This is a genomic window from Comamonas antarctica, from assembly GCF_013363755.1.
Lineage (GTDB): Bacteria > Pseudomonadota > Gammaproteobacteria > Burkholderiales > Burkholderiaceae_C > Comamonas > Comamonas antarctica.
The window spans coordinates 3,838,691-3,864,026 of record NZ_CP054840.1; the positions used below are offsets into that span (position 1 = coordinate 3,838,691).

Sequence of the window (25,336 nt, forward strand, 5' to 3'; positions counted from 1 at the left end):
ATTTCCTAACAATTTTGTTGGTTGACTACCAGGCGCTCAGGCCGCGGCAGTTTCTTCGGCTGCCACTTCGGCAACGCCTTCGCTCTTCTTTGCCGCCAGGGCGCCCAGCACAACGGCCGTACGCGACATGGGGGACATAAGCAAGCCACACACTTGTGCCAGCAGAACTTCCTTGGAAGGAATGTTTGCCAGTTGCTTCACGCCTTCGACATCCAGGGCCTTGCCACCGAAAGCGCCTGCGCGAATGACCAACTTGGCGTTGGTCTTCGCGAAGTCGGCCACCACCTTGGCGGCGGCCACTGCGTCTTCAGAGAAGCCATAGATGAGCGGACCAGTCATCTGGTCAGCCACCACGTCAAACGCGCTACCGGCGACAGCACGGCGGGCCAGGGTGTTCTTCAACACGCTCAGGCTCACACCCTTGCTGCGGGCATCAGCACGCAGTTTGGTCATGTCGGCGACCGTGATGCCACGGTATTCCGCGATCACAAGCGTTTGAGCTTTAGCGGCGAGGCTGGTCACTTCGGAAATGACCGCTTCTTTCTCACTGCGATTAAGACTCAAGGTCTACTCCTTAAAATGCATACGTCGGAGGTCCTTCGTACGCGCTCTTGTTGCAGCGACCAACTGTTGAGGAAATACATCCATCTGCAGCGGGATCGCCATCTGCGTTGGCCCATTCGGGTTTAAGCACAGCCAGGTGTGCACCAACGGTCTTGGATGGCCTGGGCCCGGCGCCTGAGCGCCAGGCCGCAGCCCACCACATCAAGCCGGTCTTGCAACCGGCCTGAAGATTTTTTGCAATTACGCTGCGATGGTCTGGGTGTCGACGCGAACGCCCACGCCCATCGTCGAGGAAACTGCCACCTTGCGCAGGTACAGGCCCTTGCTCGTGGCGGGCTTGGACTTGTTCAGGGCGTCGATCAGAGCCACCAGGTTGCCCTGCAGCTTTTCGTTGTCGAACGAGCGGCGGCCGATGGTGCTGTGCACGATACCAGCCTTGTCGACGCGGTACTGGACCTGACCAGCCTTGGCGTTCTTCACGGCCGTGGCGACGTCGGGGGTCACGGTGCCAACCTTGGGGTTGGGCATCAGGCCGCGGGGGCCGAGGATCTGGCCCAGCGTACCCACGACGCGCATGGCGTCGGGAGCAGCGATCACCACGTCGAAAGGCATGTCGCCGGCCTTGACCATGGCGGCCAGGTCGTCCATGCCCACGATGTCGGCGCCGGCAGCCTTGGCTTCTTCAGCCTTGGCACCTTGTGCGAACACCGCAACGCGGGTGGTCTTGCCGGTACCGTGGGGCAGCACGACAGCGCCGCGAACCACTTGGTCCGACTTCTTGGCATCCACGCCCAGTTGCACGGCCACGTCGATGGATTCATCGAACTTGGCGGTTGCAGCTTCCTTCACCAGCACGACGGCTTCGGTGAAAGCGTACAGCTTGTTGGAATCAACCTTGCCTGCAAAGGCTTTTTGCTTCTTGGTCAGCTTGGCCATTTTACAAACCCTCCACCAGCACGCCCATCGAACGGGCGGAACCAGCCAGCGTGCGCACAGCGGCGTCGACGTCGGCGGCGTTCATGTCCTTGAGCTTGGTGTTAGCAATCTCAACCAGTTGATCACGCGTGATCTTGCCGACCTTGACCTTGTTGGGGTTCGAGGAACCCTTGTCCAGCTTGATGGCCTTCTTGATCAGGACCGTCGCGGGCGGGGTCTTGATGATGAAGGTGAAGCTCTTGTCGGCAAAGGCCGTGATGACCACGGGCAGCGGCAGACCGGGCTCGACACCTTGGGTCTGGGCGTTGAACGCCTTGCAGAACTCCATGATGTTGAGGCCACGTTGGCCCAGTGCGGGACCGATTGGTGGGGATGGGTTGGCCTTGCCAGCTGGGACTTGCAGCTTGATGAAGCCGACGATTTTCTTCGCCATGATTGCTCCTTGCGGGTATAACGCGGCGCGCTATCGCGCGCTGCTCCCCGGGGGTTAACGACTCATTCAAAAATTCCGCATCGAGCCGAGAAATGCGAAAACACAAAAACATGAGGCCTGGGCCACACAGAACATGAGGCCTGGGCCTCATGGGGTTCCTCAGGTCTTTTCGACCTGGGAGAATTCGAGCTCCACCGGCGTGGCACGACCGAAGATCGTGACCGACACGCGCAGGCGGTTCTTTTCGTAGTTGACTTCCTCGACCGAGCCGTTGAAGTCGGTGAACGGGCCTTCCTTGACACGCACCAGTTCGCCCGCCAGGAATTCGACCTTGTGGCGCGGCTTGTCCGTGCCTTCCTGCATCTGGCTGACGATCTTCTGCACTTCCTCTTCGGAAATCGGTGCGGGACGGTTCTTCGCGCCGCCGACAAAGCCGGTCACCTTGTTGGTGTGCTTGACCAGGTGCCAGGTGTCGTCTTCCATGACCATCTCGACGAACACGTAGCCCGGGAACAGGCGGCGCTCGGTGGTCTTGCGCTGGCCGTTCTTGACTTCGACCACTTCCTCGGTGGGCACCAGGATGCGGCCGAACTTGTTTTCCATGCCGGCGCGCATGATGCGCTCGGTGATGTTGCGTTCGACTGCTTTTTCCATGCCCGAATAGGCATGAACGATGTACCAGCGCAGGTCAGGATTGGTAGGAGCAGCACCCGTGGTATCTGCAACGCCCATTTCGACAGCATCCGTCATTACTTCCTCCAGCCCAAAATCAGATCGTACAAAACCCATTCCAGTGTCTTGTCGGTGAACCAAAGGAACAAGGCCATGATCACCACGAACACAAAGACGTAGGCCGTCATCTGCATCGTTTCCTTGCGGGTAGGCCAGACAACCTTCTTGACTTCACGCCAGGAGTCGCGTGCAAAGCCGACGAATTGCTTGCCCGGCTCGGACACCAGGAACACTCCGGCTGCAGCCACCAGGCCGACAATCAGCACGCCCCATTGCGCCACCGGGCCTTGCTTGGACAACAGGTAGAAACCGGCAATCGCAGCAACGACCAAAGCCGCTACTGCGGCAAGCTTCGCCTTATCGGCGGTGGAACTAACGGTTTCTACCTGACTTATGGCCATATCTGATTTCTCTCGCGCGGATCACGCCACGCCCAAGACACTGAAGCCCGCCAGAGACTGGCGGGCTTTCTCATTTCACCACCGAGGTGGCAGGGGCAGTAGGAATCGAACCTACAACCTTCGGTTTTGGAGACCGACGCTCTGCCAATTGAGCTATACCCCTAGAACTTATCTATTATGCCAGGATCTTTGCAACCACGCCGGCGCCGACGGTACGGCCGCCTTCACGGATGGCGAAACGCAGACCTTCTTCCATGGCGATGGGAGCGATCAGCTTGACGGTGATCGACACGTTGTCGCCAGGCATGACCATTTCCTTGTCTTCAGGCAGCTCGATCGCACCGGTCACGTCCGTGGTACGGAAGTAGAACTGGGGACGGTAGTTGTTGAAGAAAGGAGTGTGGCGGCCGCCTTCGTCCTTGCTCAGCACATACACTTCAGCGGTGAAGTGGGTGTGGGGCTTGATCGAACCGGGCTTGCACAGCACTTGGCCGCGTTCCACGTCTTCACGCTTGGTGCCGCGCAGCAGCAGGCCGACGTTGTCGCCAGCTTGGCCCTGGTCCAGCAGCTTGCGGAACATTTCCACGCCGGTGCAGGTGGTCTTTTGCGTGTCGCGGATACCGACGACTTCGATTTCTTCGCCGACCTTGATGATGCCGCGCTCGATACGGCCCGTCACCACGGTGCCACGACCGGAGATCGAGAACACGTCTTCCACAGGCATCAGGAAGGCACCGTCCACAGCGCGCTCGGGCGTGGGGATGTAGGTGTCCAGGGCTTCAGCCAGACCCATGATGGCTTGCTCGCCCAGGGGACCCTTGTCGCCTTCCAGAGCCAGCTTGGCCGAACCACGGATGATGGGGGTGTCGTCGCCGGGGAAGCTGTACTTGTCCAGCAGTTCGCGGACTTCCATTTCCACCAGTTCCAGCAGCTCTTCGTCGTCCACCATGTCGCACTTGTTCAGGAACACGATGATGTAGGGAACGCCCACTTGGCGAGCCAGCAGGATGTGCTCGCGGGTCTGGGGCATCGGGCCGTCGGCGGCCGAGCAAACCAGGATCGCACCGTCCATCTGGGCGGCGCCGGTGATCATGTTCTTCACATAGTCAGCGTGGCCGGGGCAGTCGACGTGCGCGTAGTGGCGGCTTTCGGTTTCGTATTCGACGTGCGAGGTATTGATGGTGATACCGCGGGCCTTTTCTTCAGGCGCCTTGTCGATTTCGTCGTACTTCTTGGCTTCGCCGCCGAACTTGGCGGACAGCACGGTTGCGATCGCAGCCGTCAGCGTCGTCTTGCCGTGGTCGACGTGACCGATGGTGCCCACGTTGACGTGCGGCTTGGTGCGCTCGAATTTTCCTTTTGCCATTTTTCCGACTCCGAAAAAAATCTTTAACTACAGGACTCGGCGCAACCATCTAGCGGAAGCACCAGAAAGCTGGTGCCCATGGCGGGAATCGGACCCGCGACCTCTCCCTTACCAAGGGAGTGCTCTACCACTGAGCCACATGGGCATTGAAATTGCCTTGCGGCAACTCAAAAAATTACTGACACACAGTTCTGGAGCGGGAGACGGGAATCGAACCCGCGTCATTAGCTTGGAAGGCTAGGGTTCTACCATTGAACTACTCCCGCACATCTCTGTGCGCGGATGCCGGTAAAAGCATCCTTCAACTCTTCAACCAAAAACTGGTGGAGGGGACTGGATTCGAACCAGTGTAGGCGTAAGCCAACAGATTTACAGTCTGCCCCCTTTAGCCACTCGGGCACCCCTCCGAAGAATTCGATTGTAGCAGCATTTTTGACACCAAAAACAAAACTGCTATTTTTTCACTTTAGTTCTGCACTTTCATGCAGCGCTGGTGCGGCTGGCGGGGATCGAACCCACGACCCTTGGCTTCGGAGGCCAATACTCTATCCACTGAGCTACAGCCGCCCCGGACCGAGGTCCAAAGCAAGCGGCATTGTCGCACGACTTTGCCTGCAATTCACAGAACCGAGCTATCTACATAGCCACAGGGCAAACGTGCTGCACCCGCCAGCGGGTTCGGCAGGGAAGTGGCTTCGGCAAAAGTCGCGGCCACCGCCGCCTTGGGCAGTCCGGCGCCCACGAGATACACCTGCACCGCCGCCAGGCCATCCTTCTCGAGATCGAAACCCTCGATGCTCATCAGCCAGGAATGCATCAGTCCGTCCAGCAGGGAGCGCAGGCCGATGGCCAGCAATTGCGGCGTGCCGCTCAGCGCATAGCCCTGCTGCTCGGCCACCGCAGCGAAATCCAGCGCCAGCTGGCGCGTGAACTCGTTCATCGACGAGGTATGGCGCACCTGCAGGGCCGCGAGTTCGCCCACGAACTCCATGCGGTGCATGAGGATGGTGAACACCCGGCGGATACGGTCGTCGTTGACCAGGCCATTGAGCAGCAAATGGATGACGCGGCACATCCGCGGCAGCGGGGCCACCTGCGACAACTGGCCCAGGTCGCCATATATCACCTGGTCCAGCGGCATGGTCACGCGATCGATCATCGCGTTGAACAGATCGAGCTTGTCCTTGAAGTGCCAGTACACCGCGCCGCGCGTCGCGCCTGCCTCCTTGGCAATGGCCGCCAGCGATGATTGCGAGACGCCCTGCGCCAGAAACACCTGCTCGGCAGCGTCCAGCAAGGCATTGCGCGTTGCTTCGGCATCTTCCTTGGTTCTACGGGCCATCAGATGTCTCCAATTCTCTTTGTGCACAGCTTGGGGCACTAAGGTCACAATGTCCTCAGTTCAGGCAGGGATCTAATTATACATTCATGGATGTATGTACAATCTCCAAGCTCTTTTGAGGGGCATTGCGTATTCACGCCCGTCACACGCAACCCCTCCATGCTTTGACGCTGATTCATATTAGGAAAAAAACCATGCACAGCACGCGCCACGCGCACGACGCACACCCTCCCCGTCGCCTCTACCGGCACGCCAGCCTGGCCCTGGCCATCACGGCGGCGCTTGCGCTGGCCGCCTGCGGCGACAAGCCGGCCGAAGGCCAGGCACCTGCAGCCGCCGCCGGCCAGGCGCCCCAGGTGCAGGTCGGTGTCGTCGTGGCCACGCCCGGCGATGTCGGCCTGGTGACCGAGCTGCCCGGCCGTGTCGAAGCATCGCGCGTGGCCCAGGTGCGCGCACGCAGCGCCGGCATCCTGCTGGAGCGCCTGTTCCGCGAAGGCAGCGACGTCAAGGCAGGCCAGGCGCTGTACCGCATCGATGCCGCGTCCTATGAAGCCACGGCCCAGAGCGCGCGCGCCGCGCTGGCCCGTTCGGAAGCCAATCTGATCCAGGCCCAGGCCCAGCTCGAGCGCTACAAGCCGCTGGTCGAAGCCAATGCCATCAGCAAGCAGGAATTCGTCAACGCCGAAGCGGCCTACAAGCAGGCGCTGGCCGATGTCGCCGCGGGCAAGGCCAACGTGCGCACTGCCGATATCAGCCTCGGCTACGCCAAGGTCACGGCGCCGATCTCGGGCCGCATCGGCCAGTCGCTGGTCACCGAGGGCGCGCTGGTCGGCCAGGGCGAAGCCACGCCGCTGGCGGTGATCCAGCAGATCGACCCTGTCTATATCAACTTCACCCAGTCGTCGAGCGAGGCCTTCAAGCTGCGCAAGGCCATGGCCGAAGGCAAGCTGAAGAAGGCCTCGGGCAACGACGCCGCCAGCGTGAAGGTCGTGCTGGAAGACGGCAGCGTCTATGAGCGCACCGGCAAGCTGCTGTTCACCGATCTGTCCGTGGACAGCGCCACCGGCCAGGTCACGCTGCGCGCCGAAGTGCCCAACCCAAAGGGCATGCTGCTGCCAGGCCTGTATGTCCGCGTGCAGGTGGAACAAGCTCAGGTCTCGAATGCCATCACCCTGCCCCAGCAGGCCGTGACGCGCACCGAAACCGGCGACACCGTCTCCATCGTGGGCGACGACGGCAAGATCACCAAGCGCACGATCAAGGTCGGCGCCGCGCAGGACCAGCAATGGGTCGTGCTCGAGGGCCTGAAGGCCGGCGAGAAGGTCATGGTCGACGGCTTCCAGAAACTGCAGATGCTGCCGCCGGGCACGCCGGTGACTCCGGTGCCGTGGAAGGCTCCGGGCAGCGCCCCGGCCGCCGCACCTGCGGCCGAAGCGGCTCCGGCGGCCGGCGCTCCGGCTGCCGCAGCCGCCAAGTAAACAAAGGCGTTAGTCATGGCCAAGTTTTTTATCGAACGCCCCATCTTTGCGTGGGTGATCGCGCTGTTCATCATCGTGATGGGCGCGGTCTCGCTGACACAGCTGCCGATCGCGCAGTATCCGCCCGTGGCCCCTCCGGCCATCGTCATCAGCACCGCCTATCCCGGTGCCTCCGCCCAGGTGCTCGAGGACAGTGTGCTGTCCGTGATCGAGCGCGAAATGAACGGCTCGCCCGGACTGCTCTATATGGAGTCGGTCGCCCAGGCCAACGGCACGGGTTCGATCACCGTGAGCTTTGCGCAGGGCACCAACCCCGAGCTGGCCCAGGTCGACGTGCAGAACCGCCTGTCGCGCGCCACGCCGCGTCTGCCTGCCGCCGTGACCCAGCAGGGCGTCAAGGTCGACAAGTCGTCGTCCAACTTCCTGCTGTTCGCGATGCTGGCGTCGAAGAACCCCGAATGGAATACGACGGCGCTGGGCGATTACGCGACGCGCAATCTGGTGCCCGAACTTCAGCGCGTCACCGGCATTGGCCAGGTGCAGCTGTTCGGCTCCGAGCAGGCCATGCGCATCTGGATCGACCCCGCCAAGCTGCAGGGCTTCAACCTGTCCTCGGCCGAGGTCACGGCTGCCATCCAGGCGCAGAATGCCCAGGTCGCGTCCGGCGCGATCGGCGAGCTGCCCAACATCACCGGCCAGTCGATCTCGGCGACGGTGACGGTCAAAGGCCAGCTCTCGACCCCCGAGCAGTTCGGCAACATCGTGCTGCGCGCCCAGGCCGACGGCTCGACCGTGCGCCTCAAGGATGTAGCCCGCATCGAAATCGGCTCGCAGAGCCTGTCGACCTCGGCGCGCCTCAATGGCCAGCCTGCCGTCGGTATCGGTGTCCAGCTGTCGCCGACCGGCAATGCGCTGGCCGCCGCCAAGGACGTGCGCGCCAAGCTCGAGGAGCTGGAGAAGTACTTCCCCGAGGGCGTCGAATGGTCGATTCCCTATGACAGCTCGAACTTCGTGAGCATCTCCATCGAGCAGGTCGCGAAGACCCTGGTCGAAGCCGTGGTGCTGGTGTTCCTGGTGATGTTCCTGTTCCTGCAGAACTGGCGCTACACGGTCATCCCGACCATCGTCGTGCCGATCGCGCTGCTGGGCACCTTCGCCACGCTGCTGGCGCTGGGCTTCTCGATCAACGTGCTGACCATGTTCGGCATGGTGCTGGTGATCGGTATCGTGGTCGATGATGCCATCGTGGTGGTCGAGAACGTCGAGCGCATCATGGAGGAGGAGAAGCTGCCGCCGCGCGCCGCGACCCGCAAGGCCATGGGCCAGATCTCGGGCGCCATCATCGGCGTGACCGTGGTGCTGATCTCGGTGTTCGTGCCGCTGGCTTTCTTTGCCGGCTCCACCGGCAACATCTACCGCCAGTTCGCGACGGTGATGGTGGCCTCGATTGCCTTCTCGGCCTTCATGGCGCTGTCGCTGACACCCGCGCTGTGCGCGACGCTGCTCAAGCCCATCGACCATGACGCCAAGAAGAACAAGTTCTTCACCTGGTTCAACCGCCGCTTCAGCCAGACCGCCAAGGGCTATGAAAGCGTGGTCGCACGCATGCTGAAGAAGGCTGCGCGCTACCTGATCATCTACGCCGCCATCCTGGGCGCCGCGGTGCTGATCTTCAGGAACCTGCCCACATCGTTCCTGCCCGGTGAAGACCAGGGCACGGTCATCGCCAACGTCCAGCTGCCTCCGGGCGCGACACTGCAGCGTACCCAGGCCGTGATGGAAGAGGTGGAGAAGTTCGCCCTGCAGCAGCCTGAAGTCTCGAGCATGGTCAGCGTGCTGGGCTTCAGCTTCTCGGGCCAGGGCCAGAATGCCGGCCTGGCGTTCATCACGCTCAAGAACTGGGGCGAGCGCCATGGCGCGGAACATTCGGCGGATGCGATCGCCGGCCGCATCATGGGCGCGATGTCCAGCGTGCGTGATGCCTTCGTGTTTGCGCTGAGCCCGCCTCCGATTCCCGAACTGGGCAACTCCACGGGCTTCACGCTGCGCCTGCAAGACCGTGGCAGCAACGGCCATACGGCGCTGGTCAATGCGCGCAACCAGTTGCTGGGCATGGCTTCGCAAAGCAAGGTGCTGACGCAAGTCCGTCCCGAAGGCCTCGAAGACGCACCGCAGCTGCAGATCGACATCGACCGCGACAAGGCCAGCGCGCTGGGCGTGTCGTTCAGTTCGATCAACTCCACGCTGTCCACGGCGCTGGGTTCGAGCTACGTCAATGACTTCCCGAACAAGGGCCGTCTGCAGCGCGTGATCGTGCAGGCCGATGCGCCCGCACGCATGCAGGCCGAGGACCTGATGCAGCTCACGGCGCCCAACGCCCAAGGCGCGCCCGTGCCGTTCGCGACCTTTGCCACGACCCGCTGGGTCACGGGTGCGCAGCAGACGCTGCGCTACAACGGCTATCCCGCGATGAAGATCACGGGCGTGCCGGCTCCGGGCTACAGCACCGGCGACGCCATGGCGGAAGTCGAGCGCCTGGTGGCCCAGCTGCCCGAGGGCTTCGGCTACGAATGGACCGGTCAGTCGTACGAGGAAAAGCTCGCGGGTTCGCAGTCGCTGATCCTGTACAGCTTCGCCATCCTGGCCGTGTTCCTGTGCCTGGCCGCGCTGTATGAAAGCTGGACGATTCCGCTGGCCGTGATCCTGGTCGTGCCCCTGGGCGTGCTGGGCGTGGTGCTGGGCACGCTGCTGCGTGGCTACTCCAACGACGTCTACTTCCAGGTGGGCCTGATCACCATCATCGGCTTGACGGCCAAGAACGCGATTCTGATCATCGAATTCGCCAAGGACCTGCAGGCCCAGGGCAAGTCGGCGATCGCGGCCGCGATCGAAGCCGCCCACCTGCGCTTCCGCCCGATCATCATGACCTCGCTGGCCTTTGGCCTGGGCGTGGTGCCGCTGGTGCTGGCCTCGGGCGCAAGCTCGGCCAGCCAGCGCGCGATCGGTACCGGCGTGCTCGGCGGCATCATCACCGGCACGGTGCTGGCCGTGTTCTTCGTGCCCGTGTTCTTCGTGGTCGTGCGCACGCTGTTCAAGGGCAAGAAGCACGCCGAGGACGCCGAGACGCCCCCCGCTACTGCCCACAATTCGGAGGCCCTGCGCCATGATTAACCGCTGCACTCCCGTAGCGCTCGCAGCGGCCCTGCTGATGGCTGGCTGCTCGTTCATTCCCACCTACGAGCGCCCCGCGGCGCCCATGCCCGAAGCCTACCGCTCGGCCCCGCAAGGGGTTGCGCCAGGTGCCCAGCCCGCGGCCGCGCTGCCCTGGCAGCAGTTCTTCACCGATCCGCGGCTGCAGCAACTGATCGGCCTGGCGCTGGCCAACAACCGTGACCTCCAGGTCGCGGTGCTCAACATCGAGCAGGCCCGCGCCCAGTACCGCATCACGCGCGCCGACCAGTTCCCGACCATCAGTGGCGGCGCGACCGCCTCGCGCGCACCCGACACCGTCAACGGCGGCTATGCCAACGTCTTCAACGTCGGCCTGCAGACCACGGCTTGGGAACTGGACTTCTTTGGCCGCGTGGGCGCGCTGAAGGAACAGGCCCTGGCCCAGTACCTGGCCACCGAGGAAGGCATGCGTGCCACGCAGATCAGCCTGGTGGCCGCGGTGGCCAATGCCTGGTACACCCTGCTGGCCAACGAGGAACTGCTGGCGATCTCGCGCCGCACGCTCGAGACGCGCGAAGCCTCGGTGGCGCTGACCAAGCTGCGTTTCGACGCCGGCGCGAGCTCCGAACTCGACTACCGCCTGGCCATCACGCTGACCGAAGGCGCGCGCGCCACGCTGGCGCTGCAGCAGCGCCAGCGCGCGCTGGACGCCAATGCGCTGTCCCTGCTGCTGGGCCAGGCGCTGCCGGCCGAGATCAGCGCCAGCCTGGCGAGCACGCCGCTGAACCAGGTGCCGTCGCTGGCGCCGCTGCCCGCGGGCCTGCCTTCGGACCTGCTGATCCAGCGTCCCGACATCCGCCAGGCGGAACAGGCGCTGATCGGCGCCAACGCCAACATCGGCGCCGCGCGCGCGAATTTCTTCCCGCGCATTGCGCTCACGGCGCAGGTCGGCACGGCCAGCAGCGAGCTTTCGGGTCTGTTCAAGAGCGGATCCTGGGGCTTCTCGCTGGCGCCCTCGGCGCTGCTGCCGATCTTCGATGCGGGCCGCAACAGCGCCAACCTCGACGCCGCCGAAGTGGGCCGCCGGATTGCCGTGGCGCAGTATGAGAAAACCATCCAGACCGCGTTCCGCGAAGTCTCGGATGCGCTCGACAGCCAGGCATCGCTCGAAGAGCAGGACCGCGCCCAGCGCGCCCAGCTCGAAGCCGAAGTCGTGCGCCTGCGGCTTTCCGACCTGCGCTACAACAACGGGGTGGCCAGCTACCTCGACCTGCTCGATGCCCAGCGCTCGGTGTTTGCGCTCGAGCAATCGGTGGTCCAGGTGCGCCTGACCCAGCTGCAGAACCAGCTGCAGCTCTACAAGGCGCTGGGCGGCGGCGTGACCACGCCCACGCCGCTCGCCGCCACCGCACAGGCGACCACCAGCGCGCGCTGAAGTCCGGATCCGGTGCCCACTGCAACGGCCATGCCCTTCGGGTCATGGCCGTTTTTCTTGCGCCAGATCATGTCTTGTGCAGCAAAGTTGCCGTAGTCCGCACAGGCGGGGAAACGCGCAGCACCCAAGCGCGGGTCGGCCCATATAATTCCTTGCTGGTTTATACCCCTATAAATACTGAGGATGTCATGAGCGCCACCCCCCACGAAGAAGCACATGCAGGCCCGATCAAGAACCCCAAGCAGTTGCTGATCGCCGTCTTTCTCTCTTTTGTGATTCCGGTCCTGGTCATCATCGGCCTGGTGACGATCGTCAGCTCAGAAAACAAGCCCGGCCCGGGCGCGGCCAATCCCGAGATGGCCAAGGCCCAGCGCCTGCAGAAGGTGGGGCATATCGAGATCCGCGACGCCAATCGCCCGCTGCGCGGCGGTGAAGCGGTCTACAACGGCCAATGCGCGGCCTGCCATGCGACCGGCGCGGCCGGCGCACCCAAGTTCCAGGATGTCGCCGCCTGGGGCCCGCGCCTGGCGCAAGGCCTCGAGACGCTGGTGCATTCCGCGCTGGCCGGCAAGGGCGCGATGGCACCCCAGGGCGGCGGCGACTTCAACGACACCGAAATCGCGCGCGGCGTGGTCTACATGGCCAATGCCGCGGGCGCGAAGTTCGAAGAGCCCAACCCGCCTGCAGCGGAGGGTGCCGCAGCGGAAGCTGCCGCAGCGGAAGCTGCCGCACCGGCAAACACCGCGCAGCAAGGCGCAGCAGCCGCCAAGTAAGCAGACGGCGCCACGCCCGTTCGATCAAGAGGCCTTCGGGCCTCTTTTCACATCTGCGCCGTTTGGTGCTGCGCCGGGCTGGGTATGAATCCAAAGCGCTGCGCCAGGCGGGCGGCCGGCACTTCTTCCTGCGGCCAGCGGCCCTGCTCCAGACCGTCCGCGACCAATCCCACATCCAGGCTGTGCACCAGCCCGAGGCCCAGCGCCGTCATGAAATAGGCCCGGCCCTGTTCATCGACGATGCAGGCCTCGGGCATTGCCAGCACCCCGGTGTGCGCCTGCACCTGGCCGTCGGGCTGCAGGCGCCAGACCAGGGGCGCGGCCTCGAGTTCGACATAGACGCGCTGCGGCCCGTTCTGAAAAAACCACCGGCCCTGGTCGTCATGCGCGTAGTTGCGGGCAATGAAGGCCAGCAATTTCCCATGCTCCAGAAGTGAGCCTTTGCTGTCGGGGAATGCGCCCTGGGCCTGGGTGGCATCGTCGCGCAGAAACCATTGTCCGCGCGCATCGAGGCCCAGCCAGCCAAAGCAGTCGGGCACATTGGGCCACTTGGCCATGGCCTGTTTCACGATATCGTCCATTTGCGTCTCCTTGGGTTGCGGCCGGCTCCTACCATCGCCCCGATGTTACCTGCGGCACAATCGCTGGCATCGGCAGCCATCCATGCAATTTCGCCTGTGGGGTGTGCCGGCAAGAGCTCACCATGAAACGACTTCTAGCGATTATGTTCACGGCCCTGGTCTTGACCGGCTGCGGCTACAACGACTTCCAGCGCCTTGACGAGCAATCCAAGGCCGCGTGGAGCGAGGTACTCAACCAGTACCAGCGCCGCGCCGACCTGGTGCCGAACATCGTTGCCACCGTCAAGGGCGAGGCCAATTTCGAGCAGGAAACGCTCACCCGCGTCATCGAGGCCCGCGCCAAGGCCACCTCGATCCAGGCCACGCCCGAGCTGATCAACGACCCCGCCGCCTTCAACCGTTTCCAGCAGGCGCAAGGCGAGCTGTCGAGTGCGCTGTCGCGCTTGATGGTGGTGTCGGAACGCTATCCGCAACTGCAGGCCAACCAGGGCTTTCGCGACCTGCGCGTGACGCTTGAAGGCACGGAAAACCGCATCACCGTGGCGCGCAACCAGTACATCAAGACCGTGCAGGACTACAACGTGCTGGCGCGCAGTTTCCCGACGAATCTCACGGCCAAGGTCTTCAGCTACGACCCCAAGCCGAATTTCACGGTGCAGAACGAGGCCCAGATCTCCGCCCCGCCGCGCGTGGATTTCTCGGCACCCGCGCCGGCCGCACCCGCTCGCTGATCAGGCCGCACGATGCATTTCACGCTGGCCTGGCGCTGGCTCCTGTCCCTGTTGCTACTGTCCTGCGCGCCTTTGTTTGCGGGTGCGCAGGCGCTGCAACCCGTGCCGACGCTCAGTGCGCGCGTCATCGACCAGACCGGCACGCTCGCACCCGCAGACCGCACTGCGCTGGAGTCCCAGCTGGCCGCGATCGAAAGCCGGCACGGTTCGCAGGTGGTGGTGTTGATGGTGGCCACGACCGCACCCGAAGACATCGCGGCCTATGCCTACCGCGTCGCCAGCGAATGGAAGATCGGCCGGCGCGATGTCGGCGACGGGCTGCTGGTCATCGTCGCCAAGGACGACCGGCGCATGCGCATCGAAGTCGCGCGCCGGCTCGAAGGCGCGATTCCCGATATTTCCGCCGCGCGCATCCTGGATGAAACCATGCAGCCGCGCTTTCGCGCCGGCGACTATGCGGGAGGCCTGGGCGCGGCGCTCACGCAGATCGAGAAGCTGATCTCGGGCGAACAGCTGCCGCCACCCACGCGCGCTCAACAGGACGACAAGCTGGACCTGGAGTCGCTGGCGATCTTCCTGTTCATCGCGGTGTCCGTGCTGCGACCGCTGGCGCGCCGCATCTTCGGCAACCGCCTGGGCGCGGTGCTGATGGGCGCGGGCACGGGTGCCGTGGCCTTCTGGCTCACCACCAGCGTGCTGCTGGCGGGCGGCGCCGGGGTCGTCGCGCTGCTGATCACGCTGCTGTCGAACGGCAAGGGCATGCACATTGGCGGCGGTGGCTTTGGCGGTGGCGGCGGATTCGGCGGTGGCTTTGGAGGCGGCGGCGGCGGGTTCGGCGGCGGCGGCTTCAGCTCCGGCGGCGGTGGCAGTTTTGGCGGCGGCGGCGCCTCGGGGAGCTGGTGAACATGCGCAACTGGATACAACGTTTCGTGCGCCTGCTGCGCCACCGCTGGGCCGAGGGTCGGATGCAGGCCGCGCTGCCCGATGAACTGCTCGAGCGTCTGGGCCGGCGCGTGGCCGCCAGCGAGCAGCGCCATTCGGGCGAGATCCGCATCTGTGTCGAAGCCGGGCTGCCCATGTCGTATATCTGGCGCGATGCGTCGGCACGCGAGCGTGCGGTGGCGCTGTTCGGCAAGCTGCGCGTGTGGGACACCGAACACAACAATGGCGTGCTGATCTACCTGCTGCTTGCAGACCACGCGATCGAGGTCATCGCCGACCGCGGACTGACGCGCGCCATTCCCGCCGATACCTGGGAGCGCATGGTGCAGCACATGGGCACGGCCTTCCAGGACGGCAAATATGAAGATGGCTTGACGCATGCGCTGTCGCATGCCACCGCGCTGCTGTACGAACACTTCGCCACCGCAGACGACGGCGCCGCTTCAATGCATGCCAATGCGCTGCCCGATGCGCCCGTGCGCCTGCGCAGCGGCCATCGCATGGGACCTTGAGTCACCGTCACATCTGTCACAACATGTGATAGCGTTAGCGCATCCCATCACTGGAGCTTTCCATGAAAACATTGGCAGTCCTTGCGCTTGGCGCAACCCTTGGTCTGGCCGGCTGTGCAAGCCTGGGCCATGACAGCAAAGAGTCTGGCGTGGTCTATGACTACGTGCTGAGCTGCAAGCTCAAGGAAGACGATCCGCGCAAGTGCGAAGCCCAGGCCAAGGCCATGTGCTCCAACCCCGAAACCACCCAGCTGCACAAGCGCCGCGTCGTCGACTCCAAGGACAACTCGGTGGTCTATGTCTACCAGGCGAAGTGCGCGCCCTGATCGGTTGCCTGCAGGCATAAAAAAACCGCTCCGAGGAGCGGTTTTTTTCATGCGCCGAAAGCTCAGCGTTTCTGGCGATATTTGCGCAGCGCGGCAATCTGAGCGGCCATGACAGCCAGCTCGGACTGGGCCTTGGCCAGATCCAGTTCGCCCTTGGCGTTCTTCAGCGCTTCCTCGGCGGCGGCCTTGGCCTTGTTGGCCTTCTCGTCGTCGAGGTCCTTGCCGCGGATGGCCGTATCGGACAGTACCGTGACGAGGTTGGGTTGCACTTCGAGGATGCCGCCGGCCACGAAGACGAATTCTTCGCTGCCGTCCGCCATCTCGATGCGCACCGAGCCAGGCTTGATGCGCGTGATCAGCGGGGTGTGGCGCGGGTAGATGCCCAGTTCGCCGGCCTCGCCGGGCAGCGCGACGAAACGCGCTTCACCGGAGAAGATCGACTCTTCGGCACTGACCACATCGACGTGGATGGTGTTCATCTTTGCTCCTAAAGGTTAAGTCTGGGCTGGGGAACAGGAGCCCTTGCGGGCTCCGGTGCCTCAGGCTGCCAGCTTCTTGGCCTTTTCGAAGGCTTCGTCGATGGTGCCAACCATGTAGAAGGCCTGCTCGGGCAGGTGGTCGCACTCGCCAGCCACAATCATCTTGAAGCCGCGGATGGTTTCTGCCAGGGGCACGTACTTGCCGGGCGCGCCCGTGAACACTTCGGCCACGTGGAAGGGCTGCGACAGGAAACGCTGGATCTTGCGCGCGCGGGCCACGGCCAGCTTGTCTTCAGGTGCCAGTTCGTCCATGCCCAGAATCGCGATGATGTCGCGCAGTTCCTTGTAACGCTGCAGCGTGCCTTGCACGGCGCGGGCCACTTGGTAGTGCTCGTCACCCACCACTTGGGGGTCCAGCTGGCGGCTGGTCGAGTCCAGGGGATCGACCGCGGGGTAGATGCCCAGCGAAGCGATGTCACGCGACAGAACGACGGTCGAATCCAAGTGGGCGAAGGTCGTTGCGGGCGAGGGATCGGTCAAGTCATCGGCAGGCACGTAAACGGCCTGGATGGACGTGATCGAACCGACCTTGGTCGAGGTGATGCGCTCTTGCAGGCGGCCCATTTCCTCGGCCAGCGTGGGCTGGTAGCCCACGGCCGAAGGCATGCGGCCCAGCAGAGCGGACACTTCGGTACCGGCCAGCGTGTAGCGGTAGATGTTGTCCACGAAGAACAGCACGTCCTTGCCTTCGTCACGGAAAGCTTCGGCCATCGTCAGGCCGGTCAGTGCCACGCGCAGACGGTTGCCTGGCGGCTCGTTCATCTGGCCGTAGACCATGGCCACCTTGGACTCGTTCAGGTTCTCCTGGTTCACGACGCCCGCATCGGACATTTCGTGATAGAAGTCATTGCCTTCACGGGTACGTTCGCCCACACCAGCAAACACCGACAGACCGCCGTGGCCCTTCGCGATGTTGTTGATGAGTTCCATCATGTTCACGGTCTTGCCCACGCCGGCGCCACCGAACAGACCCACCTTGCCGCCCTTGGCGAAAGGCGAGATCAGGTCGATCACCTTGATGCCGGTTTCCAGCAGTTCCTGCGAAGGCGACAGTTCGTCGTACGCAGGAGCGGTGCGGTGGATCGGGGCCGTCAGGGTCTGGTCCACGGGACCGCGCTCGTCGATGGGCGCGCCCAGCACGTCCATGATGCGGCCCAGGGTCGCCTTGCCCACGGGCACGGTGATGGGGGCGTCGGAGTTGCTGACCATCAGGCCGCGACGCAGGCCGTCGGACGAACCGAGGGCAATCGTACGCACGATGCCGTCACCCAGCAGCTGCTGCACTTCCAGCGTCAGGTTCGAACCGTCGAGCTTGAGCGCGTCGTACACCTTCGGCATTGCGTTGCGGGGAAACTCGACGTCCACCACAGCGCCAATACATTGAACAATCTTGCCTTGCACTTGAGCCATTTTTTGCTCCAATAAGTTTGTCGGTTGAGCTGCTTACACAGCGGCGGCGCCGGCCACGATTTCCGACAGCTCGGTCGTGATCGCTGCTTGACGCGTCTTGTTGTAGACCAGCTTCAACTCGCTGATGACGTTGCCTGCGTTGTCGGTTGCGGCCTTCATGGCCACCATGCGCGCCGACTGCTCGGACGCCATGTTGTCGGCAACGGCCTGGTACACCAGGGACTCCACGTAACGCACCAGCAGTTCGTCAATGACGGTCTGCGCATCGGGTTCGTAGATGTAGTCCCAGCTGGAGCCAGACGTCTTCTCAGCCTGCATTTGCGCGGACGACAGGGGCAACAGCTGCTCCATGACCGATTCCTGCTTCATGGTGTTGATGAAGCGGGTGTAGCTCAGGTACACCTTGCTTATCTTGCCTTCCGCATATGCGTCCAGCAGCACCTTTGCAGGGCCGATCAGGGATTCCAGATGTGGCGTGTCGCCCAGACCCGTGACATGCGAAACCACCTTGGCGCCGACACGGTTCAAGAAGCCCAGACCCTTGCTGCCAATGGCCACGGCCTCCGCAGAGATGCCTTGGTCCTGCAATTCACGCAGCTTGGCCGTGACGACACGCAACACGTTGGTGTTCATGCCGCCGCACAATCCCTTGTCGGTCGTCACCACGATGACGCCGACCTTCGGTGTATCGTTCACTTGCATGAACGGGTGCACGTACTCGGGATTGGCTTGGCCAAGATGGGCTGCAATGTTGCGGATCTTCTCGCTATAGGGACGGGCCGCGAGCATCCGTTCCTGCGCCTTGCGCATTTTGGAGGCTGCGACCATTTCCATGGCCTTCGTGATCTTCTTGGTGTTTTCCACCGATTTGATCTTGCCGCGAATTTCCTTACCTGCTGCCATGATGGCTCCTCGTCCGGATTAAGCGAACGACTTCTTGAACGCAGCGATGGCAGCGGTCAATTCAGCTTCGGATTCCTTGTCCATGGCCTTGGTGGCATTGAGCTTGTCGATCAACGCGCCGTGGCTGGTCTTGAGGAACTGATGCAGGCCGGCTTCGAAGGGCAGCACTTGCTTGACTTCGATGTCGTCCATGTAACCCTTGTTCACTGCGAACAGCGAAGCACCCATCAGGGCCACCGACAGCGGGCTGTACTGGGCTTGCTTCAGCAGTTCGGTCACGCGGGCACCGCGGTCGAGCTGCTTGCGGGTGGATTCGTCCAGGTCGGAAGCGAACTGCGCGAACGCAGCCAGTTCACGGTACTGTGCCAGGTCGGTACGGATACCGCCGGACTGGCCCTTGACGAACTTGGTCTGGGCAGCGCCACCGACGCGCGACACCGAGATACCGGCGTTGATCGCGGGACGGATACCGGCGTTGAACAGGCTGGTTTCCAGGAAGATCTGGCCGTCGGTGATCGAGATCACGTTGGTAGGCACGAATGCCGACACGTCGCCTGCCTGGGTTTCAATGATCGGCAGTGCCGTCAGCGAACCGGTCTTGCCCTTGACCGCACCCTTGGTGAACTCTTCCACGTAGGTGGCGTTCACGCGGGCTGCGCGCTCGAGCAGGCGGCTGTGGAGATAGAACACGTCGCCGGGGAAGGCTTCGCGGCCTGGCGGGCGGCGCAGCAGCAGCGAAACCTGGCGGTAGGCCACGGCTTGCTTCGACAGGTCGTCATAGACGATCAGTGCGTCTTCGCCGCGGTCGCGGAAGTACTCACCCATGGTGCAGCCCGAGTAGGCCGACACGTACTGCATCGCGGCCGATTCGGCAGCGGTGGCAGCCACCACGATGGTGTATTCCATGGCGCCGGATTGCTCCAGGGCGCGCACGACGTTCTTGACCGACGAAGCCTTCTGGCCGATCGCGACGTAGATACACGTCACGCCCTGGCCCTTCTGGTTGATGATCGCGTCGATGGCCACGGCCGTCTTGCCGGTCTGGCGGTCACCGATGATCAGTTCGCGCTGGCCGCGGCCCACGGGAACCATCGAGTCGATGGACTTCACGCCGGTCTGCAGCGGCTGGTCGACGGACTGGCGTGCGATCACGCCCGGAGCGACCTTTTCGATCACGTCGGTCATCTTCGCATTGATCGGACCCTTGCCGTCAATGGGATGGCCCAGTGCGTTGACCACGCGGCCGATCAGCTCGGGGCCGACCGGCACTTCCAGAATGCGGCCCGTGCACTTGACGGTGTCGCCTTCGGAGATGTGCGTGTACTCACCCAGAATCACGGCGCCGACGGAGTCGCGCTCGAGGTTCAGGGCCAGGCCGTACGAAGGCTGGCCTTCGGCGTTGGCCGGGAATTCGAGCATTTCGCCTTGCATCACGTCCGACAGGCCGTGCACGCGCACGATACCGTCCGTCACCGACACCACGGTGCCCTGGTTACGGATATCGGTGCTGCCAGCCAGACCTTCGATGCGGCTCTTGATCAATTCAGAAATTTCTGCGGGATTGAGTTGCATGACTCTTTCCTTCTTTCTTTGTTTAGCCGGGACCTCAACCGCGATCAGGCAGTGAGGGCCGCTTTCATTTGTTCCAGACGGGCCTTGACCGAGGTGTCGAGCACTTCGTCACCCACGACCACGCGAATGCCACCGATCAGCGACTCATCGGGCTGAACGGTGAGATGCAGCTTGCGGCCAAAACGCTTTTCCAACGAAGCGCTGAGCTCCGTCAGTGCGGCAGGCTCGATGGGGAAGGCGCTGTACACCACCGCATCGGAAGAGCCCGCGAGCTGGTTGACGAGACCACGAAACTGGCCTGCCACCTCGGGCAGCGCGTTCACGCGGCCGTTCTCGATGATGACGCGCAGGAAATTTCGAGCGGCATCGGGGATAGCCGCACCGGCGACACCCGTGAACACGTCGAACAGCTGTTCTTCGCTCACTTTGGGGTTGTCTGCCAGTTGGCGCAATTGCGAATCGGCGGCAATCGCCGCCAATTCCTCCACCCAGGCGACTGTGCTGTTCAAATCCGCACCGGTCTCGGTGCTGGCTTTGAACAGGGCTTCAGCGTAAGGGCGGGCAATGGTGGCGAGTTCTGCCATGTTTGCGTTCCTTACAGCTCAGTCTTGAGGCGGTTCAGCAGATCAGCGTGGACGCTGGCATTGACTTCCTTGCGGAGAATCTGCTCGGCGCCCTTGACGGCCAGTGCGGCAACCTGCTCACGCAGGGCTTCACGGGCCTGGATTGCCTGCTGCTCGGCTTCTGCGCGGGCAGCAGCAATCAGCTTGTTGCCTTCTTCAGTCGCACGGGCCTTGGCTTCTTCAATGATGGACTGGGCGCGGCGGTCGGCGTCCGCAAGCCGCGATGTCGTTTCATTGCGCGTCTGGGCCAGTTCCTGCTCGACGCGCTTGTTGACGGCGGTCAGTTCGGATTTGGCCTTGTCGGCAGCAGAGAGGCCATCGGCGATTTTCTGGGCTCGCTCGTCCAACGCCTTCGCGATCGGCGGCCACACGAATTTCATCGTGAACAGCACCAGGATCAGGAAGACGATGGCCTGTACGAACAGGGTCGCGTTGATACTCACGGCAACACCTTTCTATGTGGGCGTTGAGGGGGAGCTTAGACCAGGGCGAACGGGTTGGCGAAAGCGAACAGCAGAGCGATAGCCACGCCGATCAGGAAAGCAGCGTCGATCAGACCGGCCAAGATGAACATCTTGGTTTGCAGTTCGTTGATCAGCTCGGGTTGGCGAGCCGAAGCTTCCAGGAACTTGCCGCCCATCAAAGCGATACCGATCGAAGCGCCGATAGCGCCCAGACCAACAATCAGACCACAAGCCAGAGCGACGAGACCGAGAATGTTTTCCATGATGACTCCAGAGGATTAAAAAAGTGAAAGGAAAGAAAGAAAGGGTCAGTGGGCTTCATGTGCCTGGCCGAGGTAAATCAGCGTCAGCATCATGAAAATGAAGGCCTGCAGGGTGATGATCAAGATATGGAAGATCGCCCAGATAGAACCTGCAATGATGTGCCCCACGGGGAGCAACACACCAGAGAGAGACATGGCAGCTGCACCACCCATCAGGGCAATCAGCATGAATACCAACTCACCAGCGTACATGTTGCCAAACAGTCGCATGCCATGCGAGACGGTCTTGGCAACGTATTCGATGATCTGCATCAGCAGATTCACGACGCCCAGGATCAGGGCGAAGACAGGGTTCTTGCTGGTGCCGAACGGTGCGGTCACCAGTTCATGGGCCCAGCCGCCCGCGCCCTTGATCTTGACGCTGTACCAGAAGCACAGGATCAGCACGGCGGACGACAGGCCCAGAGTGGTCGAGAGGTCGGCGGTGGGCACGACGCGCAGATAGGCGTGGCTGTCGCCGGTCGCACCTTGCCACAGCACGGGCAGCAGGTCGACGGGCAGCATGTCCATCGCGTTCATCGCGAAGATCCAGACGAACACCGTCAATGCCAGCGGCGCGATGAACTTGCGGCTTTCGGCATTGTGGATGTTGGCCTTGGCCTGGTTGTCCACCATCTCGACCAACAGCTCGACGGCCGCCTGGAAGCGGCCGGGAACGCCAGCGGTCGCCTTGCGGGCGGCAAGCCAGAGGGCAAAAAGGGCCAGACCACCGACGATCAGGCCGACGATCACGGAGTCATAGTTGACCACCGAGAAGTCGACGATGCTCGTCTGCTTGATGTTCTGGAGATGCTGCAAGTGGTGAACGATGTATTCACTTGCAGTTGGTGCGTGCGCGTCTGCGGCCATCGGACAACTCTTCTCTCAATATCAATCGGTTTTTCGGACACCGGAGCGTCGCAGCAGCAGCGCAATCCAGTACGTTTTCATCGTTACCACCATGCCGGCCAGCAAAGCCAACCAGCTCAAACCTGTCACCAGCTTCGGCGCCATCGCCAACATGGCAATGCACAGCATCAGCTTGGCCAATTCCCAGCCAAAGAACCCGACCATCGCAGCTCCGGCATTGGGCGCCGCCTGCTGGCGGGCCAGGCCACGCGCAAACAGGGCTGCGGGAAGCACCACCGCCAGCGCACCGTAGGCAGCCGACCAGCCCACCGCGGACCTGCCGCTCACGAGCCATGCCAGCAATGCAACCAGGGTCCCTGCCAGCACCTGCCCGGCCACCACCCGCCACGGCGACACCGGCGGATTGCGCTGGCGCCACTGCTGAGCCTCTTCGGCAGTCAGGGGGTTGAAATCGGAATCTTCGGCCTCAGCTTCAGTCTCGGGTGCGTATTTTTTGTTCATCTGGCGCCCTGATGCAGACTGAAACTTTCACAAAGCCTCTGATTATAAGTAAAAACCCCTGCCTTAAGATAGGGGTTGTTACGGGTATGGACAAATTTATGTTGTTCCGCAGGCCCTGCGAATGCTATCCAACAATGCGGGCAAGCCTTTGCCGCGTATAGGTTTTTTGCCCGGTCTGCACCACCCCGGTGCCGGCGGAACATTACCCCATAACCGTCGGTCCCGACAAGGTATTAACCTTTGAAAGTCTCTGTCATGAGCTCGTCAACCCCCCCTCCCTCCACTCCCGTTTCGGTCAATGTCATCGGCGAAGACGACGCCGTGGCACGCAAGGACTCGCTGATCGAGTACCCGTCGCTGTTTCCCATCAAGGTGATGGGCGTGCAGCATGAGCACCTGGTGTCGTCGATCACCGCCATTGCCCGCCGCTTCGACCCCACGTTCGACGCCAGCACGGTCGAGTTGCGCCCCAGCAGCACCGGCAAATACCTGGGTGTCACCATCACCGTCACGGCCACCAGCCGCGAGCAGCTCGATGATCTGTACCGCGCGCTGACGTCCGCCCCCCAGGTCAAAGTGGTGCTCTGACCGTGTCCGCGATCGCGCTGGACACGCGCCTGCTGGGACGCACGGACTACCGGGCCACCGTGCAGGCGATGCAGGAGCTCACGCGGCAGCGCACCGGGGATACGCCCGACGCACTGTGGATCTGCGAGCATGCGCCGCATTTCACGCAAGGCCTCGCTGGCAAGGCCGACCATGTGCTGCTGCCGGGCGATATTCCGGTCATCGCCACCAACCGCGGCGGCCAGGTGACCTACCACGGCCCGGGCCAGATCGTCGCCTATCCGCTGCTCGACCTGCAGCGGCGCGGCTATTTCGTCAAGGAATATGTCTATCGCCTGGAAGAAGCAGTGATCCGGACACTGGCGCATTTCGGCGTCACAGGACACCGCGTTTCGGGCGCGCCCGGCATCTATGTGCGGCTCGACGATCCCGCCAGCCATGCCATGCTGCCCCAGCGCCCGCAGCTGCGCCTGCCCGGCAGCGACGCACCCGTGCCCGACTTCAACGGCCTCGGCAAGATTGCCGCGCTGGGCATCAAGGTCAGCCGCCACTGCACCTACCACGGACTGGCGCTGAACGTGGCAATGGATCTCGAACCCTATACGCGGATCAACCCTTGTGGCTATGCCGGCCTGCCGAGCGTGGATCTTTCTACAATCGGAGTCCAGACAACCTGGGACGAGGCTGCGCATGTGCTTGGCCGACAGCTGGAAATCCGGCTCGCCCCCTGACCCCCTAGAGCCATGAGCACCATTGACGTCGTACGCGAAGCCCAGTCCGCAGCCAACTACAACCCGCTGGCCAAGCAGAAGGCTGCGGCCAAGCTGTCGCGCATTCCCATCAAGGTCGAACACGGCGAAGCGCTGAAGAAGCCCGAGTGGATCCGCGTCAAGGCCGGCTCGCCGACCACGCGCTTCTACGAGATCAAGGAGATCCTGCGCGAGAACAAGCTGCACACCGTGTGCGAGGAGGCCAGCTGCCCGAACATCGGTGAATGCTTCGGCAAGGGCACGGCGACGTTCATGATCATGGGCGACAAGTGCACGCGCCGTTGCCCGTTCTGCGACGTCGGCCATGGCCGCCCCGATCCGCTCGATGTCGATGAGCCGCTGAACCTGGCCAAGACCATTGCGCAGCTGCGCCTCAAGTACGTGGTGATCACCAGCGTCGACCGCGACGACCTGCGCGACGGCGGCAGTGGCCACTTCGTCGAGTGCATCAAGAACATCCGCGAGCTGTCGCCGCTCACGCAGATCGAGATCCTGGTGCCCGACTTCCGTGGCCGCGACGATCGCGCGCTTGAAATCCTCAAGGCCGCGCCGCCCGACGTGATGAACCACAACCTCGAGACCGCGCCGCGGCTGTACAAGGAAGCGCGCCCCGGCTCAGACTACCAGTTCAGCTTGAACCTGCTGAAGAAATTCAAGGCGCTGCACCCCAACGTCCCCACCAAGAGCGGCATCATGGTCGGCCTGGGCGAGACCGACGAGGAAATCCTGCAGGTCATGCGCGACATGCGAGCGCACGACATCGACATGCTGACCATCGGCCAGTACCTGGCGCCATCCAACAGCCATCTGCCGGTCAAGCGCTACGTACACCCCGACACCTTCAAGATGTTCGAGGAAGAAGCCTACAAGATGGGCTTCAGCCACGCAGCTGTCGGCGCCATGGTGCGTTCGAGCTATCACGCCGACCAGCAGGCGCACGCCGCAGGCGTCTGACCTCCTCGGGAGCGGCTTGCGCCGCTCACGACCATCCGTTCCAGAAACAAAAAAGCCTTCCACTCGGAAGGCTTTCTTCGTTCTGCTCCATCAAAAAATGCCTGGCTAACCGGCGTACCGCTGGCTGGCAAAAAACGA

Annotated in this window: 28 protein-coding genes and 5 tRNA genes; 11 read left to right on the forward strand and 22 right to left on the reverse strand. The window is 63.0% G+C overall.

Features of this window, described 5'->3' with window-relative positions:
• Positions 1–36 precede the first annotated feature (36 nt).
• The 12 genes from rplJ to HUK68_RS17830 all read right to left on the reverse strand — a co-directional run bounded on the left by rplJ (position 37) and on the right by HUK68_RS17830 (position 5,774).
• Positions 37–564: a 50S ribosomal protein L10 gene (rplJ, locus tag HUK68_RS17775; RefSeq protein WP_175505390.1), complete on the reverse strand. Its 528-nt coding sequence runs from the start codon at positions 562–564 to the stop codon at positions 37–39.
• Positions 565–804: 240 nt separating this feature from the next.
• A complete protein-coding gene (gene rplA / locus HUK68_RS17780; RefSeq protein WP_175505391.1) occupies positions 805–1,500 on the reverse strand; it encodes a 50S ribosomal protein L1 in 696 nt (231 codons plus the stop codon).
• A 1-nt stretch (position 1,501) separates the two neighbouring features.
• Complete coding sequence (rplK, locus tag HUK68_RS17785; RefSeq protein ID WP_175505392.1) at positions 1,502–1,933, reverse strand: 50S ribosomal protein L11; 432 nt, start codon at positions 1,931–1,933, stop codon at positions 1,502–1,504.
• A 159-nt stretch (positions 1,934–2,092) separates the two neighbouring features.
• Positions 2,093–2,683, reverse strand: a complete 591-nt coding sequence (nusG, locus tag HUK68_RS17790; protein ID WP_175505393.1) for a transcription termination/antitermination protein NusG — start codon at positions 2,681–2,683, stop codon at positions 2,093–2,095.
• Entirely contained in the window at positions 2,683–3,066 is a 384-nt protein-coding gene (gene secE, locus HUK68_RS17795; RefSeq protein WP_175505394.1) for a preprotein translocase subunit SecE, read from the reverse strand. Before secE ends, nusG begins: the two co-directional genes overlap by 1 nt.
• Before the next feature lie 87 nt (positions 3,067–3,153).
• A tRNA-Trp gene (locus HUK68_RS17800) sits at positions 3,154–3,229 on the reverse strand.
• A gap of 12 nt (positions 3,230–3,241) precedes the next feature.
• Positions 3,242–4,432, reverse strand: a complete 1,191-nt coding sequence (tuf, locus tag HUK68_RS17805) for an elongation factor Tu (RefSeq protein WP_175505395.1) — start codon at positions 4,430–4,432, stop codon at positions 3,242–3,244.
• A 70-nt stretch (positions 4,433–4,502) separates the two neighbouring features.
• A tRNA-Thr gene (locus tag HUK68_RS17810) sits at positions 4,503–4,577 on the reverse strand.
• A 47-nt stretch (positions 4,578–4,624) separates the two neighbouring features.
• Positions 4,625–4,698 (reverse strand) — tRNA-Gly (locus tag HUK68_RS17815).
• A gap of 55 nt (positions 4,699–4,753) precedes the next feature.
• Positions 4,754–4,839 (reverse strand) — tRNA-Tyr (locus HUK68_RS17820).
• Positions 4,840–4,923: 84 nt separating this feature from the next.
• Positions 4,924–4,999: transfer RNA gene (locus HUK68_RS17825), tRNA-Arg, on the reverse strand.
• A gap of 52 nt (positions 5,000–5,051) precedes the next feature.
• Positions 5,052–5,774, reverse strand: a complete 723-nt coding sequence (locus tag HUK68_RS17830) for a TetR family transcriptional regulator (protein WP_175505396.1) — start codon at positions 5,772–5,774, stop codon at positions 5,052–5,054.
• A gap of 194 nt (positions 5,775–5,968) precedes the next feature.
• On the opposite strand from HUK68_RS17830, the gene HUK68_RS17835 reads away from it, so the two are divergent.
• From HUK68_RS17835 to HUK68_RS17850, 4 genes are all read left to right on the forward strand, one after another.
• Positions 5,969–7,252 (forward strand): efflux RND transporter periplasmic adaptor subunit, encoded by a 1,284-nt coding sequence (locus HUK68_RS17835; RefSeq protein ID WP_175505397.1) that lies wholly within the window; start codon positions 5,969–5,971, stop codon positions 7,250–7,252.
• A gap of 15 nt (positions 7,253–7,267) precedes the next feature.
• On the forward strand, positions 7,268–10,423 hold the full coding sequence (locus tag HUK68_RS17840; RefSeq protein ID WP_175505398.1) for an efflux RND transporter permease subunit: 3,156 nt from the start codon (positions 7,268–7,270) through the stop codon (positions 10,421–10,423).
• Positions 10,416–11,858 carry an efflux transporter outer membrane subunit gene (locus tag HUK68_RS17845; protein WP_175505399.1) on the forward strand — a complete coding sequence of 481 codons (1,443 nt, stop codon included), beginning with the start codon at positions 10,416–10,418 and terminating at the stop codon, positions 11,856–11,858. Before HUK68_RS17840 ends, HUK68_RS17845 begins: the two co-directional genes overlap by 8 nt.
• A gap of 188 nt (positions 11,859–12,046) precedes the next feature.
• Entirely contained in the window at positions 12,047–12,631 is a 585-nt protein-coding gene (locus tag HUK68_RS17850; protein ID WP_175505400.1) for a c-type cytochrome, read from the forward strand.
• A gap of 47 nt (positions 12,632–12,678) precedes the next feature.
• On the opposite strand, the gene HUK68_RS17855 is transcribed toward HUK68_RS17850, so the two are convergent.
• Positions 12,679–13,212: a DUF2946 family protein gene (locus tag HUK68_RS17855; RefSeq protein WP_175505401.1), complete on the reverse strand. Its 534-nt coding sequence runs from the start codon at positions 13,210–13,212 to the stop codon at positions 12,679–12,681.
• A gap of 122 nt (positions 13,213–13,334) precedes the next feature.
• Here HUK68_RS17855 and HUK68_RS17860 point away from each other — a divergent pair, with 122 nt between their 5' ends.
• The 4 genes from HUK68_RS17860 to HUK68_RS17875 all read left to right on the forward strand — a co-directional run bounded on the left by HUK68_RS17860 (position 13,335) and on the right by HUK68_RS17875 (position 15,723).
• Entirely contained in the window at positions 13,335–13,943 is a 609-nt protein-coding gene (locus tag HUK68_RS17860; protein WP_175505402.1) for a LemA family protein, read from the forward strand.
• A gap of 12 nt (positions 13,944–13,955) precedes the next feature.
• Positions 13,956–14,846 carry a TPM domain-containing protein gene (locus HUK68_RS17865; protein WP_175505403.1) on the forward strand — a complete coding sequence of 297 codons (891 nt, stop codon included), beginning with the start codon at positions 13,956–13,958 and terminating at the stop codon, positions 14,844–14,846.
• Positions 14,847–14,848: 2 nt separating this feature from the next.
• Positions 14,849–15,397, forward strand: a complete 549-nt coding sequence (locus HUK68_RS17870) for a TPM domain-containing protein (RefSeq protein ID WP_175505404.1) — start codon at positions 14,849–14,851, stop codon at positions 15,395–15,397.
• A gap of 62 nt (positions 15,398–15,459) precedes the next feature.
• Positions 15,460–15,723, forward strand: a complete 264-nt coding sequence (locus HUK68_RS17875; RefSeq protein ID WP_175505405.1) for a hypothetical protein — start codon at positions 15,460–15,462, stop codon at positions 15,721–15,723.
• A 62-nt stretch (positions 15,724–15,785) separates the two neighbouring features.
• On the opposite strand, the gene HUK68_RS17880 is transcribed toward HUK68_RS17875, so the two are convergent.
• The 9 genes from HUK68_RS17880 to HUK68_RS17920 are packed head-to-tail and all read right to left on the reverse strand — an operon-like array spanning position 15,786 to position 22,907.
• On the reverse strand, positions 15,786–16,202 hold the full coding sequence (locus tag HUK68_RS17880; protein ID WP_175505406.1) for a F0F1 ATP synthase subunit epsilon: 417 nt from the start codon (positions 16,200–16,202) through the stop codon (positions 15,786–15,788).
• Between the two features lie 60 nt (positions 16,203–16,262).
• Positions 16,263–17,672, reverse strand: a complete 1,410-nt coding sequence (gene atpD, locus HUK68_RS17885; RefSeq protein WP_175505407.1) for a F0F1 ATP synthase subunit beta — start codon at positions 17,670–17,672, stop codon at positions 16,263–16,265.
• A 33-nt stretch (positions 17,673–17,705) separates the two neighbouring features.
• The gene (gene atpG / locus HUK68_RS17890) at positions 17,706–18,575 is read right to left on the reverse strand and encodes a F0F1 ATP synthase subunit gamma (RefSeq protein WP_175505408.1); all 870 of its coding nucleotides are present in this window, start codon (positions 18,573–18,575) and stop codon (positions 17,706–17,708) included.
• A gap of 18 nt (positions 18,576–18,593) precedes the next feature.
• Positions 18,594–20,147: a F0F1 ATP synthase subunit alpha gene (atpA, locus tag HUK68_RS17895; protein WP_175505409.1), complete on the reverse strand. Its 1,554-nt coding sequence runs from the start codon at positions 20,145–20,147 to the stop codon at positions 18,594–18,596.
• A gap of 44 nt (positions 20,148–20,191) precedes the next feature.
• Positions 20,192–20,731: a F0F1 ATP synthase subunit delta gene (locus HUK68_RS17900; protein WP_175505410.1), complete on the reverse strand. Its 540-nt coding sequence runs from the start codon at positions 20,729–20,731 to the stop codon at positions 20,192–20,194.
• Positions 20,732–20,742: 11 nt separating this feature from the next.
• On the reverse strand, positions 20,743–21,213 hold the full coding sequence (locus HUK68_RS17905) for a F0F1 ATP synthase subunit B (protein ID WP_175505411.1): 471 nt from the start codon (positions 21,211–21,213) through the stop codon (positions 20,743–20,745).
• Between the two features lie 35 nt (positions 21,214–21,248).
• Complete coding sequence (gene atpE / locus HUK68_RS17910; RefSeq protein WP_159917983.1) at positions 21,249–21,497, reverse strand: F0F1 ATP synthase subunit C; 249 nt, start codon at positions 21,495–21,497, stop codon at positions 21,249–21,251.
• A 45-nt stretch (positions 21,498–21,542) separates the two neighbouring features.
• The gene (gene atpB, locus HUK68_RS17915; protein WP_175505412.1) at positions 21,543–22,406 is read right to left on the reverse strand and encodes a F0F1 ATP synthase subunit A; all 864 of its coding nucleotides are present in this window, start codon (positions 22,404–22,406) and stop codon (positions 21,543–21,545) included.
• Positions 22,407–22,427: 21 nt separating this feature from the next.
• Entirely contained in the window at positions 22,428–22,907 is a 480-nt protein-coding gene (locus HUK68_RS17920; RefSeq protein WP_175505413.1) for an ATP synthase subunit I, read from the reverse strand.
• Between the two features lie 255 nt (positions 22,908–23,162).
• Here HUK68_RS17920 and HUK68_RS17925 point away from each other — a divergent pair, with 255 nt between their 5' ends.
• Genes HUK68_RS17925 through lipA form a run of 3 tightly spaced genes read left to right on the forward strand, consistent with a single transcriptional unit; the run spans position 23,163 to position 25,198 of the window.
• On the forward strand, positions 23,163–23,495 hold the full coding sequence (locus HUK68_RS17925; protein WP_175505414.1) for a YbeD family protein: 333 nt from the start codon (positions 23,163–23,165) through the stop codon (positions 23,493–23,495).
• A 17-nt stretch (positions 23,496–23,512) separates the two neighbouring features.
• On the forward strand, positions 23,513–24,205 hold the full coding sequence (lipB, locus tag HUK68_RS17930) for a lipoyl(octanoyl) transferase LipB (RefSeq protein WP_175505891.1): 693 nt from the start codon (positions 23,513–23,515) through the stop codon (positions 24,203–24,205).
• Positions 24,206–24,217: 12 nt separating this feature from the next.
• Positions 24,218–25,198 carry a lipoyl synthase gene (gene lipA / locus HUK68_RS17935; protein ID WP_175505415.1) on the forward strand — a complete coding sequence of 327 codons (981 nt, stop codon included), beginning with the start codon at positions 24,218–24,220 and terminating at the stop codon, positions 25,196–25,198.
• Positions 25,199–25,336 lie beyond the last annotated feature (138 nt).

What these genes read in the sequence shown, in the direction of transcription:
- atpG (WP_175505408.1), bottom strand. Translation starts at nt 18,575, where the DNA reads ATGGCAGCAGGTAAGGAAATTCGCGGCAAGATCAAATCGGTGGAAAAC.
- HUK68_RS17925 (WP_175505414.1), top strand. Translation starts at nt 23,163, where the DNA reads ATGAGCTCGTCAACCCCCCCTCCCTCCACTCCCGTTTCGGTCAATGTC.
- HUK68_RS17870 (WP_175505404.1), top strand. Translation starts at nt 14,849, where the DNA reads ATGCGCAACTGGATACAACGTTTCGTGCGCCTGCTGCGCCACCGCTGG.
- HUK68_RS17845 (WP_175505399.1), top strand. Translation starts at nt 10,416, where the DNA reads ATGATTAACCGCTGCACTCCCGTAGCGCTCGCAGCGGCCCTGCTGATG.
- HUK68_RS17855 (WP_175505401.1), bottom strand. Translation starts at nt 13,212, where the DNA reads ATGGACGATATCGTGAAACAGGCCATGGCCAAGTGGCCCAATGTGCCC.
- HUK68_RS17860 (WP_175505402.1), top strand. Translation starts at nt 13,335, where the DNA reads ATGAAACGACTTCTAGCGATTATGTTCACGGCCCTGGTCTTGACCGGC.
- HUK68_RS17835 (WP_175505397.1), top strand. Translation starts at nt 5,969, where the DNA reads ATGCACAGCACGCGCCACGCGCACGACGCACACCCTCCCCGTCGCCTC.
- atpE (WP_159917983.1), bottom strand. Translation starts at nt 21,497, where the DNA reads ATGGAAAACATTCTCGGTCTCGTCGCTCTGGCTTGTGGTCTGATTGTT.
- atpB (WP_175505412.1), bottom strand. Translation starts at nt 22,406, where the DNA reads ATGGCCGCAGACGCGCACGCACCAACTGCAAGTGAATACATCGTTCAC.
- HUK68_RS17920 (WP_175505413.1), bottom strand. Translation starts at nt 22,907, where the DNA reads ATGAACAAAAAATACGCACCCGAGACTGAAGCTGAGGCCGAAGATTCC.
- secE (WP_175505394.1), bottom strand. Translation starts at nt 3,066, where the DNA reads ATGGCCATAAGTCAGGTAGAAACCGTTAGTTCCACCGCCGATAAGGCG.
- rplK (WP_175505392.1), bottom strand. Translation starts at nt 1,933, where the DNA reads ATGGCGAAGAAAATCGTCGGCTTCATCAAGCTGCAAGTCCCAGCTGGC.
- HUK68_RS17830 (WP_175505396.1), bottom strand. Translation starts at nt 5,774, where the DNA reads ATGGCCCGTAGAACCAAGGAAGATGCCGAAGCAACGCGCAATGCCTTG.
- nusG (WP_175505393.1), bottom strand. Translation starts at nt 2,683, where the DNA reads ATGACGGATGCTGTCGAAATGGGCGTTGCAGATACCACGGGTGCTGCT.
- rplA (WP_175505391.1), bottom strand. Translation starts at nt 1,500, where the DNA reads ATGGCCAAGCTGACCAAGAAGCAAAAAGCCTTTGCAGGCAAGGTTGAT.
- atpD (WP_175505407.1), bottom strand. Translation starts at nt 17,672, where the DNA reads ATGGCTCAAGTGCAAGGCAAGATTGTTCAATGTATTGGCGCTGTGGTG.
- HUK68_RS17900 (WP_175505410.1), bottom strand. Translation starts at nt 20,731, where the DNA reads ATGGCAGAACTCGCCACCATTGCCCGCCCTTACGCTGAAGCCCTGTTC.
- HUK68_RS17875 (WP_175505405.1), top strand. Translation starts at nt 15,460, where the DNA reads ATGAAAACATTGGCAGTCCTTGCGCTTGGCGCAACCCTTGGTCTGGCC.
- lipA (WP_175505415.1), top strand. Translation starts at nt 24,218, where the DNA reads ATGAGCACCATTGACGTCGTACGCGAAGCCCAGTCCGCAGCCAACTAC.
- atpA (WP_175505409.1), bottom strand. Translation starts at nt 20,147, where the DNA reads ATGCAACTCAATCCCGCAGAAATTTCTGAATTGATCAAGAGCCGCATC.
- HUK68_RS17880 (WP_175505406.1), bottom strand. Translation starts at nt 16,202, where the DNA reads ATGAACACCATCCACGTCGATGTGGTCAGTGCCGAAGAGTCGATCTTC.
- HUK68_RS17850 (WP_175505400.1), top strand. Translation starts at nt 12,047, where the DNA reads ATGAGCGCCACCCCCCACGAAGAAGCACATGCAGGCCCGATCAAGAAC.
- HUK68_RS17840 (WP_175505398.1), top strand. Translation starts at nt 7,268, where the DNA reads ATGGCCAAGTTTTTTATCGAACGCCCCATCTTTGCGTGGGTGATCGCG.
- tuf (WP_175505395.1), bottom strand. Translation starts at nt 4,432, where the DNA reads ATGGCAAAAGGAAAATTCGAGCGCACCAAGCCGCACGTCAACGTGGGC.
- HUK68_RS17865 (WP_175505403.1), top strand. Translation starts at nt 13,956, where the DNA reads ATGCATTTCACGCTGGCCTGGCGCTGGCTCCTGTCCCTGTTGCTACTG.